Genomic DNA, 14,956 nt, shown 5'->3' with positions numbered 1-14,956 from the left:
CGTGCCGGGGCATCCGGGTCGGTCGAACGCGGCAGCCGGGTGGCAGTGGTGGGCCGAACGGTGGATTCCGGCGACGGAGTGGTGTGAGCGCGCGGCGGCACGGCACCCGGAGACGACGACGCCGGCCGGCTCACCCGGGCAGCCCGCGGGCTGTCCCCGGTGCACCGGCCGGCGTGGCGGCGTGCGCGGTCAGCGGCGGCCCCGGCGGCCGCCGTCGCGGTCGTCGGTGTCGTCGTCGTGCGCGCCGAGGAGTTCGTCGGCCAGGGTCGGCACGTCGTCCATCGGGGTCTCCTCCGCCCAGGTGGGCTTGCGGCGGGCACGCCGGGGGGTGTCCTCGGGGGTGCCGTCCTCGGAGACCTGCGGCAGCGGCCTGGTCTCCCCGACGGCCTCCGGCCGGTCACCCACGCTCGGCAGGACGGTCGTCTCGTCCTCGGCGGAGCGGGCACCGGGCGGCTGCGGCAGCACCGCGGTGTCCTCGTTGTCCGCGCCGTCGGCGCCGTCCTGACGGCCCGTGGGGTCCGCGCGGGGGATCTGCACCGTCTCGGAGGCGTCCGGGTCGGGGGCGTCCGGGTCGGGGGCGTCCGGGTCGGGGGCGGCGGGCTTCGCGGCGGCCTCGCGGCGGGCCTCCTCGGCGCGCAGCAGCGCCTCCTCGGCCTTGCGCTGCTTCTCCCGGCGGCGTTCCTCGGCCTCGGCCCGCAGCCGGGCCTCCTCCTCGGCCTCCTTGCGGCGGCGCTCCTCCTCCTCGCGCCGCAGCCGTTCCTCGGCCTCGCGGCGGCGGCGTTCCTCCTCGGCCTGCCGGCGGGCTTCCTCGGCGCGGCGGCGGGCCTCCTCCGCCTGCCGGGCCTCCTCGGCGCGGCGGGCCTCCTCGGCCTCGCGGCGTTCCCGCTCCTCGCGTTCGGCCTTCAGGCGGGCCAGTTCCTCCTGGCGTTCGCGCTCCCGGCGCTCTTCCTCCTCCTTGCGCTCCCGCTCCAGGCGCTCCTCTTCCTCCTTGCGCTTGCGCTCCTCCTCGGCGCGCCGCCGGGCCTCCTCCTCGGCCTTGCGGCGGGCCTCCTCGCGGGCGCGCACCTCCTGCTCGGAGAGCGGCAGGACGTGGTCCAGGCGGTGCCGGGCGGCGGTGGTGACGGACTCGGGGTCCTGTCCGGCGTCGATGACGAGGTAGCGGGCCGGGTCGGCGGCGGCCAGCGCGAGGAAGCCGGCGCGCACCCGCTGGTGGAACTCGTGGGGCTCGGACTCCAGCCGGTCGGGGGCTTCGGTGAACCTCTCCCGGGCGGTCTCCGGGGAGACGTCCAGCAGGACGGTCAGGTGCGGCACGAGTCCGCCGGTGGCCCAGCGGGAGATGCGGGCGACCTCCACGGGTTCGAGGTCGCGGCCGGCGCCCTGGTAGGCGACGGAGGAGTCGACGTACCGGTCGGAGATGACGACCGCGCCGCGCTCCAGCGCCGGGCGGATCACCGAGTCGACGTGCTCGGCCCGGTCGGCCGCGTACATCAGGGCCTCCGCGCGGTGCGAGAGTCCGTCGGTGGAGACGTCCAGCAGGATGGTGCGCAGCCGCTGGCCGATCGGTGTGGCGCCCGGCTCGCGGGTGACGACGACCTCGTGTCCCTTGCTGCGGATCCACTCGGCGAGCGCGTCGACCTGGGTGGTCTTGCCGGCGCCGTCCCCGCCCTCGACGACGATGAAGAAGCCGGAGGCGGCCGGGGCGGTGGCCGGAGCGGTGCCGCGGAGGGCGGTGTCGAGGTCCCGGTGCAGCGGGACGCCGCGCCGGTCGTCGGTGCGGCCGAGGACCACGGCGGCGACCGGCAGCAGCAGCGCGCCGATGATCATGAGGGCGAAGCCCGCGCCGCCGTGCTCGACGACGAAGTCACCGCGCTCCACACGCTGGTGGCCGATGAGGGCGGCGATCAGCGGGGCGGCGACGGCCGCGAGGACGACGGCGACCCGCAGCACCGCGTGCAGGTGCTGGGTCAGCCGTGCCCGGCGGAACTCTTCGGTCTCCAGGTCGAGCAGGGTGTGGCCGGTGCGGGCGGCGGTGCCGGCGGCGACGCCGGTGAGCAGCGCGCACAGCAGCACGGTGGCGGGGTCGGAGATCAGTCCGGTGGCCAGCAGTCCGAGGCCGGTGGCCGCGAGCGTGAGGGCGAACAGCCGGCGGCGGGAGAGCGCGGGGAGCACCGAGGGCGCCCAGCGGACACCGGCGGCGACGCCTCCGGTGAGGGCCAGCACCAGCAGGCCGAAGGCGACGGGCCCGCCGCCGAGGTCGGCGGTGTGCAGGACGGCCAGGGCGACGGCGGCCGCGATGCTCCCGGCGAGGGCCGCGCAGCCGATGACGAGGACCGGCACGGCGCCGGTGCGGCCCTTGTCGTGCCGGCTGCCGGCGGAGGGGCGGCGCAGACCCTGCAGCGGGGAGCGCGGCCGGGGGGTGTCCGTGCCGGGCAGCCGCAGGAAGTACAGCACCGAGATGGAGGCGGCGAAGAAGCCTGCGGCGACGTAGGAGCCGAGCGCCGCCTGGTGGCTGCCGAACCAGCCGAGGCCGGTGGCCAGCAGGTTGCTCACCAGCGTGGCGCCGACCAGCAGGGCGGCGGCGGCCGGGACGGCGGCGAAGCCGCTGCGCAGCCACAGCCGGCGCAGCGCGTCGTGGTGGTCGGGCAGCGGCCGGACGGCGGCGCCCTCCGGCGGGGGCGCGGGCAGCAGCGCGGGGGCGGCGCTGTCCTTGGCGGCCGTCCACACCCTCTCGGCGGTGCCGGTGAGGAAGACGGTGAGCAGGATGAACAAGTAAGCGCTGGAGGGGACCCAGTCGATCCACAGGGGGGCGACGATCAGCAGGGCGGCGCGCAGACCGTCGGCGCCGATCATCGTCCAGCGGCGGTCCAGCGGGCCGGCGGCGCCCACGAGTTTCGCCACCGGGCCGAGCAGCAGCACGCCGGTCAGGCCGGTGGCGGCCACCCGGACGGCCAGGACGACGGCCACGGCCAGCGCCACACCGCGGTAGCCGCCGCCGAAGAGCGGCTCTCCCCCGGCCGGAAACCAGCCGGAGGCCTGCACCGCGAGAAGGATCAGCACCAGCAGGGCGAGGGCGTCACCGACGGCGCCGGTGAACTGCGCCTCCCACAGTCTGCGCAGGGCCGGTACGCGCAGCAGCGCGCGGGTGGCGCGCTCGCGGGAGTCGGCGGCGAGGGCCTCATCGGTGGCCTCGCCGGTGGGGTCGACAACCTCGGGTTGCTCTGCTCGCGTCATTCGGCCAGCGTAGCGTTCACCGGGCGGAGGAGAGCCACCCGCCCGAACATATGCCCGGGTGTGCCGCGGCGGGGCGGGCCCGCCGCGGCACCGGTGCTACTCCCGTTCGGCCGTGGCGGTGCCGGCGGCGGTCTTCTTCGCCGCGGTCTTCTTGGCCGTCGTCTTCTTGGCCGTCGTCTTCTTGGCGGCCGTCTTGGTGGCGGTCTTCTTCGCGGCCGTCTTCTTGGCCGTGGACTTCTTGGCCGCCGTCTTCTTCGCCGGGGCCTTCTTCGCCGCCTTCTTGGCGGTCTTCTTCGCCGGCCCCTTGGCCCGCTTCTCCGCCAGCAGCTCGAAACCCCGCTCGGGGGTGATGGTCTCCGGGTCGTCGTCCCGGCGCAGCGTGGCGTTGGTCTCCCCGTCGGTGACGTAGGGACCGAAGCGGCCGTCCTTGACCACCACCGGCTGCTGCGTGACCGGGTCGGTGCCCAGCTCCTTCAGCGGCGGCTTGGCCGCTGCCCGGCCCCGCTTCTTGGGCTGGGCGTAGACGGCCAGGGCCTCGTCGAGGGTGATCGTGAAGATCTGCTCCTCCCGCTCCAGGGAGCGCGAGTCGGTGCCCTTCCGCAGATACGGGCCGTACCGGCCGTTCTGGGCGGTGATCTCGTCGCCCGACTCCGGGTCCACGCCGACCACCCGCGGCAGGGAGAGCAGCTTCAGCGCGTCGTCGAGGGTGACGGTGTCCAGGGACATCGACTTCAGCAGCGATGCCGTGCGCGGCTTGACCGCGTTCTTGCCCGTCTTGGGGGTGTCCTCGGGCAGCACCTCGGTGACGTACGGGCCGTACCGGCCGTCCCGGGCCACGATCGGACGGCCGGTCTGCGGGTCGGTGCCCAGCTCGAAATCGCCGCTGGGCTTGGCCAGCAGTTCCTTGGCGAGCTCGACGGTCAGCTCGTCCGGCGGCAGGTCGTCGGGCACGTCGGCGCGCTTGCCCGGCTCGCCCTCCTGCTCCGGCGGGCCCTCCACGTAGGGGCCGTAGCGGCCCACCCGCAGCACGATGCCCTCGCCCACGGGGAAGGACGACACCTCGCGGGCGTCGATCGCGCCCAGGTCGGTGACCAGTTCCTTGAGACCGCCCAGGTGGTCGCCGTCGCCGTTGCCGGCGTCCGCCGCCTCGGCCGACCGGGCGCCGCCGCTGTCCTCGCCGAAGTAGAACCGTCGCAGCCACGGGACGGCCTCGGCGTCCCCGGTGGCGATCCGGTCCAGGTCGTCCTCCATCTTCGCCGTGAAGCCGTAGTCCACCAGCCGCCCGAAGTGCTGCTCGAGGAGGTTGACCACGGCGAAGGACAGGAACGACGGGACCAGCGCCGTGCCCTTCTTGAAGACGTAGCGGCGGTCCAGGATGGTGCCGATGATCGACGCGTAGGTCGAGGGGCGGCCGATCTCCCGCTCCTCCAGCTCCTTGACCAGGGTGGCCTCGGTGTAGCGGGCCGGCGGCTTGGTGGCGTGGCCGTCGACGGACATCTCCCGGGCGTCGAGCGCGTCGCCCTCGGCGACCTGCGGCAGTCGCCGCTCGCGGTCGTCGAGTTCGGCGTTCGGGTCGTCGGCGCCCTCGACGTACGCCTTGAGGAAGCCGTGGAAGGTGATCACCTTGCCGGACGCGCTGAACTCGCAGTCGCGGCCGTCCGCGCTGGTGCCGGCCACCTTGACGGTGACGGACTGGCCGGTGGCGTCCTTCATCTGGGAGGCGACGGTGCGCTTCCAGATCAGCTCGTAGAGCCGGAACTGCTCGCCGGTCAGCCCGGTCTCGGCCGGGGTGCGGAAGTGGTCGCCGGAGGGGCGGATCGCCTCGTGCGCCTCCTGGGCGTTCTTCACCTTCCCGGCGTAGGTGCGGGGCTTGTCCGGCAGGTACTCGGCGCCGTAGAGCTGGGTGACCTGGGCGCGGGCGGCGGCCACGGCGGTGCCGGACAGGGTGGTGGAGTCCGTCCGCATGTAGGTGATGAAGCCGTTCTCGTACAGCCGCTGGGCGACCTGCATCGTCGCCTTGGCGCCCATGCCGAGCTTGCGGGAGGCCTCCTGCTGGAGCGTGGTGGTGCGGAACGGCGCGTAGGGCGAGCGGCGGTAGGGCTTGGACTCCACCGAGCGCACCGCGAAGCGGGTGTCGCGCAGCGCGGCGGCCAGCGCGGTGGCGCTCTCCTCGGTGAGGTGCGCGACCTGCTCGGGGTTGCGCAGCCGGCCGTCCGCGCCGAAGTCCCGGCCCTGGGCGACCCGGCGGCCGTCCACGGCGGCCAGCCGGGCGGTGAAGGTCTCCGGGTCCGTGCCGCGGACGAACGTGCCGGTGAGGTCCCAGTACTCGGCGGAGCGGAACGCCATGCGCTCCCGCTCCCGCTCGACGACCAGCCGGGTCGCCACGGACTGCACGCGGCCGGCCGACAGCCGCGGCATGACCTTCTTCCACAGCACCGGGGAGACCTCGAAGCCGTAGAGCCGGTCCAGGATGCGGCGGGTCTCCTGGGCGTCCACCAGCCGCTGGTTGAGCTCGCGGGGGCTGTTCACCGCGGCCCGGATGGCGTCCTTGGTGATCTCGTGGAAGACCATCCGGCGGACCGGGACCTTGGGCTTGAGGACTTCCTGGAGATGCCAGGCGATGGCCTCGCCCTCGCGGTCCTCATCCGTGGCGAGGTAGAGCTCGTCGGACTCCGCCAGCAGCTCCTTGAGCTTCCTGACCTGGTCCTTCTTGTCGCTGTTGACCACGTAGAGCGGCTGGAAGCCCTCGTCGACGTTGACTCCCAGCCGGGCCCAGGGCTGCCCCTTGTACTTGGCGGGAACCTCCGCCGCGCTGCTGGGCAGGTCACGGATGTGCCCCACGCTGGCCTCGACCACGTAGCCGGGGCCGAGGTAACCCTTGATCGTCTTCGCCTTGGCAGGCGACTCGACGATCACAAGTCGACGCCCGCCGTCTGCGGTCTCGCTGGTCGGGGACAACGTTTCGCTCTTCTCTCCGGTCTCTCCGGTCGGTGTCGGGGCCAAGCCGGTGTGCCGGCCGCCGGGGCACCCCGGACACGGCCCGGGGGAAAGTACTCTCGGTGCGGAGTGTGACGCTACCTCCCGCCTCCGTGTCAAACGGGAAAACCCCGCGACGCCCCTCGAACGGTAACCCGACTTCCGGCGTGCCCGCCGCCGGAAGCCCGCGTGGGACGGGCGGCGCACGCCGCCGCAAACACGCTCCGCCGTGCACCCGACACTCTTCAGTCACCCGTACAGGGGAGCAGGAAGCCCTCTTCCACCAGGGCCCGCAGCACCGGCGGGATACGGTCCCTGAGCAGCACCGGGTCCTCGGCGAGCAGCTGCGCGATGGCGTCCGCGATCACTCCGGCGGGCAGCGTCCCGTCGCAGCTTCCCGCGAACCCCGCGCCCACGGTGTCGAGCGTGGTGGCGCGCATCACTCCGGAACGCCGGCGGAGCACCACGTATTCCGGGTCCTCGGCACCCGGCCTGCCGATCTGCTCCTGCACCGCGTTCTCCGCCAGCACGAACCGCCGGTTCAGCAGCGAGGCGTCGTCGTGCCGTCGCAGGAAGTCCAGCCGCTCGAAATGCGACCGGATCTCGTCACCGAGCGGCTGTTCGACGGCGTGCGGCCAGTCCTCGACGATGACGGACCGGTCCTCGGCGTCCGTCCTGCGCAGGGTGATCCAGCCGAAGCCGACGGCCCGGGTGCGGCGGGCGGCGAACTCCTCCAGCCACGCCTCGTACCGCTCCTCCCAGCGCCGCTGGTCGTCGCGGTGCACACCCGCGTCGCGCAGCCACAGCTCCGTGTACTGGGCGACGTCCTGCTCCTCGCGCTGCATGATCCAGGCGTCGCAGCCCGGCGGCACCCAGGAGGACACGCGCTCGCGCCAGTCCTCGCCCTCGACGTGCTGCCAGTTCGCCAGGAGCTGGCAGTAGCCGCCCGGGGCCAGGTGCGCGGCGGACCGCCGCACCAGGGTGCGGCACAGCTCGTCGCCGGGCAGGCCGCCGTCACGGTAGGTCAGCCGCTCCCCCGGTTCCGGCGGGGAGATGACGAACGGCGGGTTGGAGACGATGAGGTCGTAGGGCTCGTCGTCCTCCACCGGGCCGAAGAGCGAGCCCTCGCGCACGTCGGCGGCCGGGACGCCGGACAGCGCCAGGGTGAGCCGGGTCATCCGCAGCGCCCGGGGATTCACGTCGGTGGCGGTCACCTCGGTGGCGTGCCGGGCGGCGTGCAGCGCCTGGATCCCGCAGCCGGTGCCCACGTCCAGCGCGCGGGTCACCGGGGTACGCACCGTGATCTGGGCGAGGGTGCTGGAGGCGCCACCCGCCCCCAGGACGACGTCGCGGCCGCCGGTGGCCGCGGTGGTACGCAGACCGGCGGCGCCGCCCACCGCGCAGCCGGCGTCGGAGACGATCCACCAGTCCTCGCCGTCGGGGCCGGCGTAGGGGCGGATGTCGACGGCCGCGCGCAGCGTGCCGCCGCCCCCCGCGCCGGGGCGCAGCCAGCCCCCGGCGAGCGCCTCGCCGGCCGGGAGGGCCGTCTCCGCCGGGCCGGCCGGCACCGGCCGGTTCAGCAGGAACAGGCGCACGAGGGTGGCCCGCGGGCCGTCGTCGCCGCGGATCGCGCGCTCGGCCGGGACCGTCTCGCCGCGCGCGAGCGCCGCGTAGGCGGTGGCGCCGAGCAGTTCCAGCACCCCGTCCGCGGTGAAGGAGGCGTCCAGCAGCGCCTGCCTGAGGCGGTCGGCGCCCGGGCCGGGTTCGGGAAGGTCGGTCGTGCTCACGGGACGATTGCTCACCGGACCATTGTGGCCCGGCGCGGGCTACTCGTCGTCCTCGTCGCGGCCGTCCTCCCCGTCGTCCTCGCTCTCGCCGTCGCCGTCCTCACCGTCCTGCTGCTCTTCGACCTGCTCGTCGACGTCCTCCTCCCCGGGAGAGGGAACCGGCGTGCTGCGGCAGCCCTCCTGACGGGCCATGGCCTCGCCGAGGTCACCGGACTGGAGCCGGCTGAGCGCCTCGTCGCCGGTCTCGCCGAGCCGTTCGAGCTCGGCGGCGATGCCCTTCAGGCCCTCGGCGAACTCCGCCTGGTCCGAGGTGTCGAGTTCGTCGATGGATTCCTGGAGCGCGCCGTAGGACTCGGCGATGGCGTTCAGTTCGCCGACGGCGTCCTGGCGCAGCTGCTCGCCGTCCTCGACCGGCGGGTCGCCGGCGCTGTCGACGGCCGAGGCCAGTTCGGCGTAGGCGTCGGCGATGTCCCGGAAAGCCGCCGAGTCCGCCTCCTGCACCTCGGCGGCGGACTTGTCCCCCTCGCTCGCCTCGGCGATGGCCATGTTGGCGGTCTGGATCTTCTGCACCTGGGGCTGCACCCCGTCACAGACGTTCTTCGCCCACGCCTCGGTCTGCTCGGCCCTGTCGTCACCGCACGCCGTGAGCGTGAGGGCCAGCACCGCGCAACCGGACAGTGCCACCGCGAGCTTTCTGTTCACCCGAATCAGCTCCCCTTCATGCCGCTGGAGCGCGAACTTACCCGCCTGCCGTCCCTCACCCGGGTGACGGGCGGGACCGTCGCCCCGATTGCAGCCATTTGCACGACACCACGGCCCGCTGCGGAGGGCACGGCAGGGACGGCACGGACAGTACCGGAGGCGGGGGGACGGGCGGGCCGTCCGGGGCGGCGCACGGCGGGCGGGCCGCGCCGAAGCGCCGCCCGCCCGCCGCCGTGGGGACCGGCCGCTCAGGACCGCGAGGCCGTGCCCACCGCCTCCGGGTCCTCCGGGGAGGCGTCCGGTGCCGGGGCGCCGTCGCCGTCCTCCGTGTCGTCCACGGCGATGCCTCGCCGCTTGGACGCGTACACCGCACCGAAGATGATCAGGACCGCGAGGCCGGCGATCAGCCCGCGCAGCGGGGCACTGGCGTCGTCGCCGTAGCTGAGCGTCACCACAGCCGGGGCGATCAGCAGAGCCACCAGGTTCATCACCTTCAGCAGCGGGTTGATCGCCGGACCGGCGGTGTCCTTGAACGGATCGCCGACGGTGTCGCCGATGACGGTCGCCGCGTGCGCCTCGCTGCCCTTGCCGCCGTGGTGGCCGTCCTCGACCAGCTTCTTGGCGTTGTCCCAGGCACCGCCCGAGTTGGCCAGGAAGACCGCCATCAGCACGCCCGCGCCGATCGCGCCGGCCAGGTAGGCGCCGAGGGCGCCGACCCCCATGCTGAATCCGACGGCGATCGGCGCCAGCACGGCGAGCAGGCCGGGGGTGGCCAGTTCGCGCAGCGAGTCCCGGGTGCAGATGTCGACGACCCTGCCGTACTCCGGCTTCTCCGAGTAGTCCATGATCCCGGGGTGCTCCCGGAACTGCCGGCGCACCTCGTAGACCACCGAACCCGCCGAGCGGGAGACGGCGTTGACGGCCAGTCCGGCGAACAGGAAGACCACGGACGCGCCGATGATCAGGCCGACCAGGTTGTTCGGCTGGGAGATGTCCAGGCTCAGCCCGGTCTCGCCCAGCAGTTCGGCCGCGGTCAGACCGGAGTCCCGCACGGCCGTCTCGATGGCGTCCCGGTAGGCGCCGAACAGTGCCGCCGCGGCCAGCACCGCGGTGGTGATGGCGATGCCCTTGGTGACCGCCTTGGTGGTGTTGCCGACCGCGTCGAGGTCGGTGAGGACGCGGGCGCCCTCGCCCTCCACGTCGCCGGACATCTCGGCGATGCCCTGGGCGTTGTCCGCCACCGGTCCGAAGGTGTCCATCGCGACGATGACGCCGACGGTGGTGAGCAGACCGGTGCCGGCCAGCGCGATCGCGAACAGCGCCAGCATGATGCTGCCGCCGGCCAGCAGGAACGCGGCGTAGACGCCGAGACCGACCAGGATCGCGGTGTAGACGGCGGACTCCATGCCCAGCGAGAACCCGGAGAGGACCACGGTGGCCGGGCCCGTCCGCGAGGTCTTGCCGATGTCCCGAACCGGACGCCGGCTGGGCTCCGTGAAGTAGCCCGTCAGCTGCTGGATCAGGGCCGCCAGCACGATGCCGATGGCCACCGAGGCCAGAGCGAACAGCCGCGGATCGGCGGTGTGGGCCAGGATCTCCTCGGAGGCACCGGTCAGTTCGGAGAACGCCGACGGCAGGTAGACGTAGGCGGCGACCGCCACGAGTACCACCGAGATCGCCGCGGAAATGAAGAACCCGCGGTTGATGGCGGTCATGCTGCTGCGGTCGGAGCGGCGCGGCGCCACCACGAAAATGCCGACCATCGCGGTGAGCACGCCGATCGCCGGGACGATGAGCGGGAATACCAGCCCGGCGTCCCCGAAGGCGACCGCGCCGAGAATGAGACTGGCGACCAGCACCACCGCGTACGACTCGAAGAGGTCTGCGGCCATTCCGGCGCAGTCCCCCACGTTGTCACCGACGTTGTCGGCGATGGTGGCGGCGTTGCGCGGGTCGTCCTCCGGAATGCCCTTCTCCACCTTGCCGACCAGGTCGGCGCCGACGTCCGCGGCCTTGGTGAAGATGCCGCCGCCGACCCGCATGAACATCGCGATCAGCGCGGCGCCCAGGCCGAAGCCCTCCAGCACCTTGGGGGCGTCGGCCGCGTAGACCAGCACGACGCAGGCGGCGCCGAGCAGGCCGAGGCCGACGGTGAACATGCCGACCACGCCGCCGGTCCGGAAGGCGATCTTCATCGCCTGGTGCCGGACCGCGACCACGTCGCCGGCGGTGGGGCCGTCACCGGCGACCGCCGGGTCGGCCTCCCGGGCGGCTGCCGCCACCCGGACGTTGGCCCGCACCGCGAGCCACATGCCGATCCAGCCGGTCGCCGCGGAGAAGCCCGCGCCGATGATGAAGAACAGCGAGCGTCCCAGACGCTGGTTCCAGTCGTCCGCCGGGAGCAGGAGCAGCAGGAAGACGACCACCACGGCGAACACCGCGAGGGTGCGCAACTGGCGTGCGAGGTAGGCGTTCGCGCCTTCCTGGACCGCGGCGGCGATCCGCTTCATGTTGTCGGTGCCCTCACCGGCCGCGAGAACCTGTCTGACCAGGACGACGGCGAGCGCAAGGGCGGCCAGGGCGATCACCGCGATCACCAGCACCAGACCCTGGTTGCCGCTGGTGAGCTGGGCGCCGCTCCCGGCAGCCTCGATGACGTGCGAATGATCTTGCAGAAGAGTGTGCGGCCCCGCCATTCGTCCTCCTTGACGCTCAGGCGTTGATCCGAAACAGATGTGGCCGGAGTGTAGAGAGGTGTTCTGGAACAAAACAGGGGCCGGGAAGGGTAATTCACCAGCAAAGATGACGCCGGGCTACTGCACCGGAGGGATTAATGATCTCCGAGTCAAGATCAGTTGACGGAATTCCCTGATCAGCGCATTGATCAGGAAGGCGAGGCGGTGACGACCGGCCAGCTCATCCTGATCCGGCCACCTTTGCCGTCGGAGGTCACCTCGACATCGTCCACCAGCCCGCTGATCACGGCGAGGCCCAGCTCGTCGCCGTCGCCGTCCCCGTCACCGCCGTGCCGGCCGTCCGCGCCCGGCACGGGTGCCTCGCCGGGGACGTCGTCGCCCACCTCGATGGAGAAGGTCTTCTTGCCCTCCGTCAGCACCACGCGCACCGGGGTCCGCAGACCGTTCACGGCATGCAGGCCCACCGCGCGGGAGCACGCCTCGCCCACCGCCAGACGCAGCTCGTCGAGAACCGACTCGTCCACGCCCGCGCGCCGGGCGACCGCCGCCGCCACGAGCCGTGCGGTGCGCACGTGCTCCGGCGAGGCGCTGAAGCGAAGTTCGACGGTGGCCATGGCCATCCCCCTCGGTCGTACGAAGCCACCGCCCCGGGAGCGGCCCGGCCACACAGGGGCGCGGCCGCGTCCGGGGCGGCTTCGGTGATCTGATGAACTGCGTCAGTCGGTGGCGGCGATCGCCTCGTCGACCGAATCATGGATCGGGAACACCTTGGTGAGGCCCGTGATCCGGAAGATCTTCAGAATGCGCTCCTGGTTGCAGACCAGGCGCAGCGAGCCCTCCTGGGCCCTCACGCGCTTGAGACCGCCCACCAGGACGCCCAGACCGGTGGAGTCGAGGAAGTCGACGCGCTCCATGTCCACCACCAGGTGGTGGTTGCCGTCGTTGACGAGCTCAACCAGCTGTTCGCGCAACTTCGGCGCGGTGTATACGTCAATCTCGCCGCCTACCTCGACGACCGTACGGTCGCCAACGGTCCGGGTCGACAGGGACAGGTCCACGGATCCTCCAGCCTTGCTAACGAGCGGTCGCCCCCCATGGATCGGCAGCCGCCAGGGCATTCAATCACTTCCCCCCTGCCCAGGACGACGCAATGCAGCCATTGTCCGCCGGACCAGTGACAGACTCGGGGGAATGTCCCACCAGCCCGGCCCGCCCGCGGCGGGCCCGCCACCGGCCGGCGCGTCACCGCGAGAGGTGCTCCGGCACCTGGGAAGCCCGCACCGGCGAACCGAGCGCATCACCCATACGGAGCATGTGCCCGCTCGGGCCGGCCGTCATGCGCCCTGGCCGGCGGCGCTGCGGCCGGAAGTGGCCGATGCCATCCGGGCCACCGGGGTGGAACAACCCTGGCAGCACCAGGTTCGCACGGCCCGGCACGCGCTGCACGGCGAGTCTGTCGTGGTGGCCACCGGCACCGCCTCCGGCAAGTCGCTCAGCTACCAGGCTCCGGTGCTCAGCGCCCTGCTGGACGGCGCGGACACCCCCGGCCGGCGCGGCGCCACCGCGCTGTACCTGGCCCCCACCAAGGCGCTGGCCGCCGACCAGCTGCGGACCCTGCGCGCCCTGGCCGCTCCGCTGGGCAGCGCCGTACGGCCCGCCGCCTACGACGGCGACACCTCCCCGGAGGAGCGTGCCTGGGCCCGCGACCACGCCAACCTGCTGCTCACCAACCCCGACATGCTGCACAGCGGCCTGCTGCCCGCCCACCGGCGCTGGCCCGGCTTCTGGCGGTCGCTGCGGTACGTCGTGATCGACGAGTGCCACGTCTACCGCGGCGTCTTCGGGTCGCACGTCGCCCAGGTGCTGCGCAGGCTGCGCCGGGTGTGCGGGCACTACGGCAGCGAACCGGTCTTCCTGCTGGCCTCCGCCACCACCGCCGAGCCGGGCGCCACCGCCTCGCGCCTGACCGGGGTCCCCGTCGCGGAGGTCACCGAGGACACCTCGCCCCGCGGCGAACTCGTCTTCGCCCTGTGGGAGCCGCCACTGACCGACGCGCACGGCGAACGCGGCGCGCCGGTGCGCCGCACCGCCACGGCCGAGACCGCCGAACTCCTCACCGATCTCGTGCTGCACGGCGTGCGGACGGTCGCGTTCGTCCGCTCCCGGCGCGGCGCCGAACTGGTCTCGCTGGTCGCCCGGGACCGGCTGGCGGCCGTGGACCGGACTCTGCCCGGGCGGGTGGCCGCCTACCGGGGCGGCTACCTGCCCGAGGAGCGGCGGGCGCTGGAGCGCGCCCTGCACAGCGGGGAGCTGCTCGGCCTGGCCGCCACCACGGCACTGGAACTCGGCGTGGACATCGCCGGCCTCGACGCCGTCCTGCTGGCCGGCTATCCCGGCACCCGGGCCTCCCTGTGGCAGCAGGCGGGCCGGGCCGGCCGGCGGCGGCAGGGGGCGCTCGCCGTGCTGATCGCCCGGGACGACCCGCTGGACACCTACCTCGTCCACCACCCCGAGGCGATCTTCCGGCGGCCCGTCGAGACAACCGTGCTGGACCCCGGCAACCCGTACGTGCTCGCCCCCCACCTGTGCGCGGCGGCCGCCGAGATCCCGCTCCACGAGGACGACACCGCGCTGTTCGACCCGGCGGCCGCCGGGCTGCTCCCCCGGCTGGAGGCCCGCGGGCTGCTGCGCCGACGCGGCCGCCGGTGGTACTGGACACACCGGGACCGGCCGGTGGACCGGGTGGACATCCGCGGCCGGGGCGGCGAGCCGGTGCAGGTCGTCGAGGAGGACACCGGACGGCTGCTGGGCACGGTCGACGCCTCCGCCGCCCACAGCACGGTCCACACGGGCGCCGTCCACCTGCACCAGGGCCTCAGCTACGTGGTCCGCCGGCTGGACCTCTCCGAGGGGCCCGGCGGTGTCGCGTTCGTCGAGGAGGCGGACCCGCCGTGGTCCACCTCGGCGCGGGACGTCACCGAGATCTCCGTTCTGGAGACCGACACCGAGATCCCCTGGGGGCCGGCACGCCTGTGCTTCGGCTCCGTCGAGGTCACCCGCCAGGTCGTGTCCTATCTGCGGCGCCGGCTGATCACCGGTGAGGTGCTGGGTGAGACCCGCCTCGACCTGCCGCCGCGCACCCTGCGCACCCGGGCGGTGTGGTGGACGGTCACCGAGGACCAGCTGGACGCGGCGCGCATCACCCCGGAGATCCTGCCGGGCGCCCTGCACGCCGCCGAGCACGCCGCCATCGGCATGCTCCCGCTGTTCGCCACCTGCGACCGTTGGGACATCGGCGGCGTCTCCACCGCGCTGCACCCCGACACCCTGCTGCCGACGGTCTTCGTGCACGACGGGCACCCCGGCGGCGCCGGGTTCGCCGAGCGCGGGTTCGGCACCGCCCGCCCGTGGCTGACCGGGACCCGGGACGCCATCGCCGCCTGCGAGTGCGACAGCGGCTGCCCGTCGTGCATCCAGTCCCCCAAGTGCGGCAACGGCAACGAGCCCCTGCACAAACGGGGTGCCATCCGGCTGCTCACCGAACTGCTGCGGCAGGCGGACCCG

The 14,956-nt window shown here is 73.4% G+C and carries 8 protein-coding genes; 1 reads left to right on the top strand and 7 read right to left on the bottom strand.

Translation table 11 applies throughout. The features are described from left to right. Positions 1-189 precede the first annotated feature (189 nt). The 7 genes from tmk to ABD299_RS18320 form a co-directional block, all read right to left on the bottom strand. Positions 190-3,231: a dTMP kinase gene (gene tmk / locus ABD299_RS18350; protein ID WP_344263745.1), complete on the bottom strand. Its 3,042-nt coding sequence runs from the start codon at positions 3,229-3,231 to the stop codon at positions 190-192. 96 nt (positions 3,232-3,327) lie between these two features. Next, positions 3,328-6,189, bottom strand: coding sequence for a type I DNA topoisomerase (topA, locus tag ABD299_RS18345; RefSeq protein WP_344263743.1), 2,862 nt, complete (start codon positions 6,187-6,189; stop codon positions 3,328-3,330). A 263-nt stretch (positions 6,190-6,452) separates the two neighbouring features. Beyond that, positions 6,453-8,009: a DUF7059 domain-containing protein gene (locus tag ABD299_RS18340; RefSeq protein ID WP_344263741.1), complete on the bottom strand. Its 1,557-nt coding sequence runs from the start codon at positions 8,007-8,009 to the stop codon at positions 6,453-6,455. A 24-nt stretch (positions 8,010-8,033) separates the two neighbouring features. Then, complete coding sequence (locus ABD299_RS18335) at positions 8,034-8,696, bottom strand: small secreted protein (RefSeq protein ID WP_344263739.1); 663 nt, start codon at positions 8,694-8,696, stop codon at positions 8,034-8,036. A gap of 248 nt (positions 8,697-8,944) precedes the next feature. Beyond that, positions 8,945-11,392, bottom strand: coding sequence for a sodium-translocating pyrophosphatase (locus ABD299_RS18330; protein ID WP_344263737.1), 2,448 nt, complete (start codon positions 11,390-11,392; stop codon positions 8,945-8,947). A 188-nt stretch (positions 11,393-11,580) separates the two neighbouring features. Continuing rightward, positions 11,581-12,006 carry an ATP-binding protein gene (locus ABD299_RS18325; protein ID WP_344263735.1) on the bottom strand — a complete coding sequence of 142 codons (426 nt, stop codon included), beginning with the start codon at positions 12,004-12,006 and terminating at the stop codon, positions 11,581-11,583. A gap of 102 nt (positions 12,007-12,108) precedes the next feature. Next, positions 12,109-12,450 carry an STAS domain-containing protein gene (locus ABD299_RS18320; RefSeq protein WP_344263733.1) on the bottom strand — a complete coding sequence of 114 codons (342 nt, stop codon included), beginning with the start codon at positions 12,448-12,450 and terminating at the stop codon, positions 12,109-12,111. Positions 12,451-12,583: 133 nt separating this feature from the next. Between ABD299_RS18320 and ABD299_RS18315 the strand changes: the two genes are divergently transcribed. Beyond that, positions 12,584-14,956: DEAD/DEAH box helicase (locus ABD299_RS18315; protein ID WP_344263731.1), on the top strand; the 2,373-nt coding region annotated here is incomplete at its 3' end.

The sequence above is a fragment of the Streptomyces sodiiphilus genome (assembly GCF_039529215.1).
Classification (GTDB): Bacteria; Actinomycetota; Actinomycetes; order Streptomycetales; family Streptomycetaceae; genus Streptomyces; species Streptomyces sodiiphilus.
Note: the sequence above shows the minus strand (reverse complement) of the source record. Positions and strands in the feature narration are given on the sequence as shown.

Bases quoted from the DNA above. Each gene is read 5' to 3' on its own strand.
- tmk (WP_344263745.1), bottom strand. From the start codon at position 3,231: ATGACGCGAGCAGAGCAACCCGAGGTTGTCGACCCCACCGGCGAGGCC.
- ABD299_RS18330 (WP_344263737.1), bottom strand. From the start codon at position 11,392: ATGGCGGGGCCGCACACTCTTCTGCAAGATCATTCGCACGTCATCGAG.
- ABD299_RS18325 (WP_344263735.1), bottom strand. From the start codon at position 12,006: ATGGCCACCGTCGAACTTCGCTTCAGCGCCTCGCCGGAGCACGTGCGC.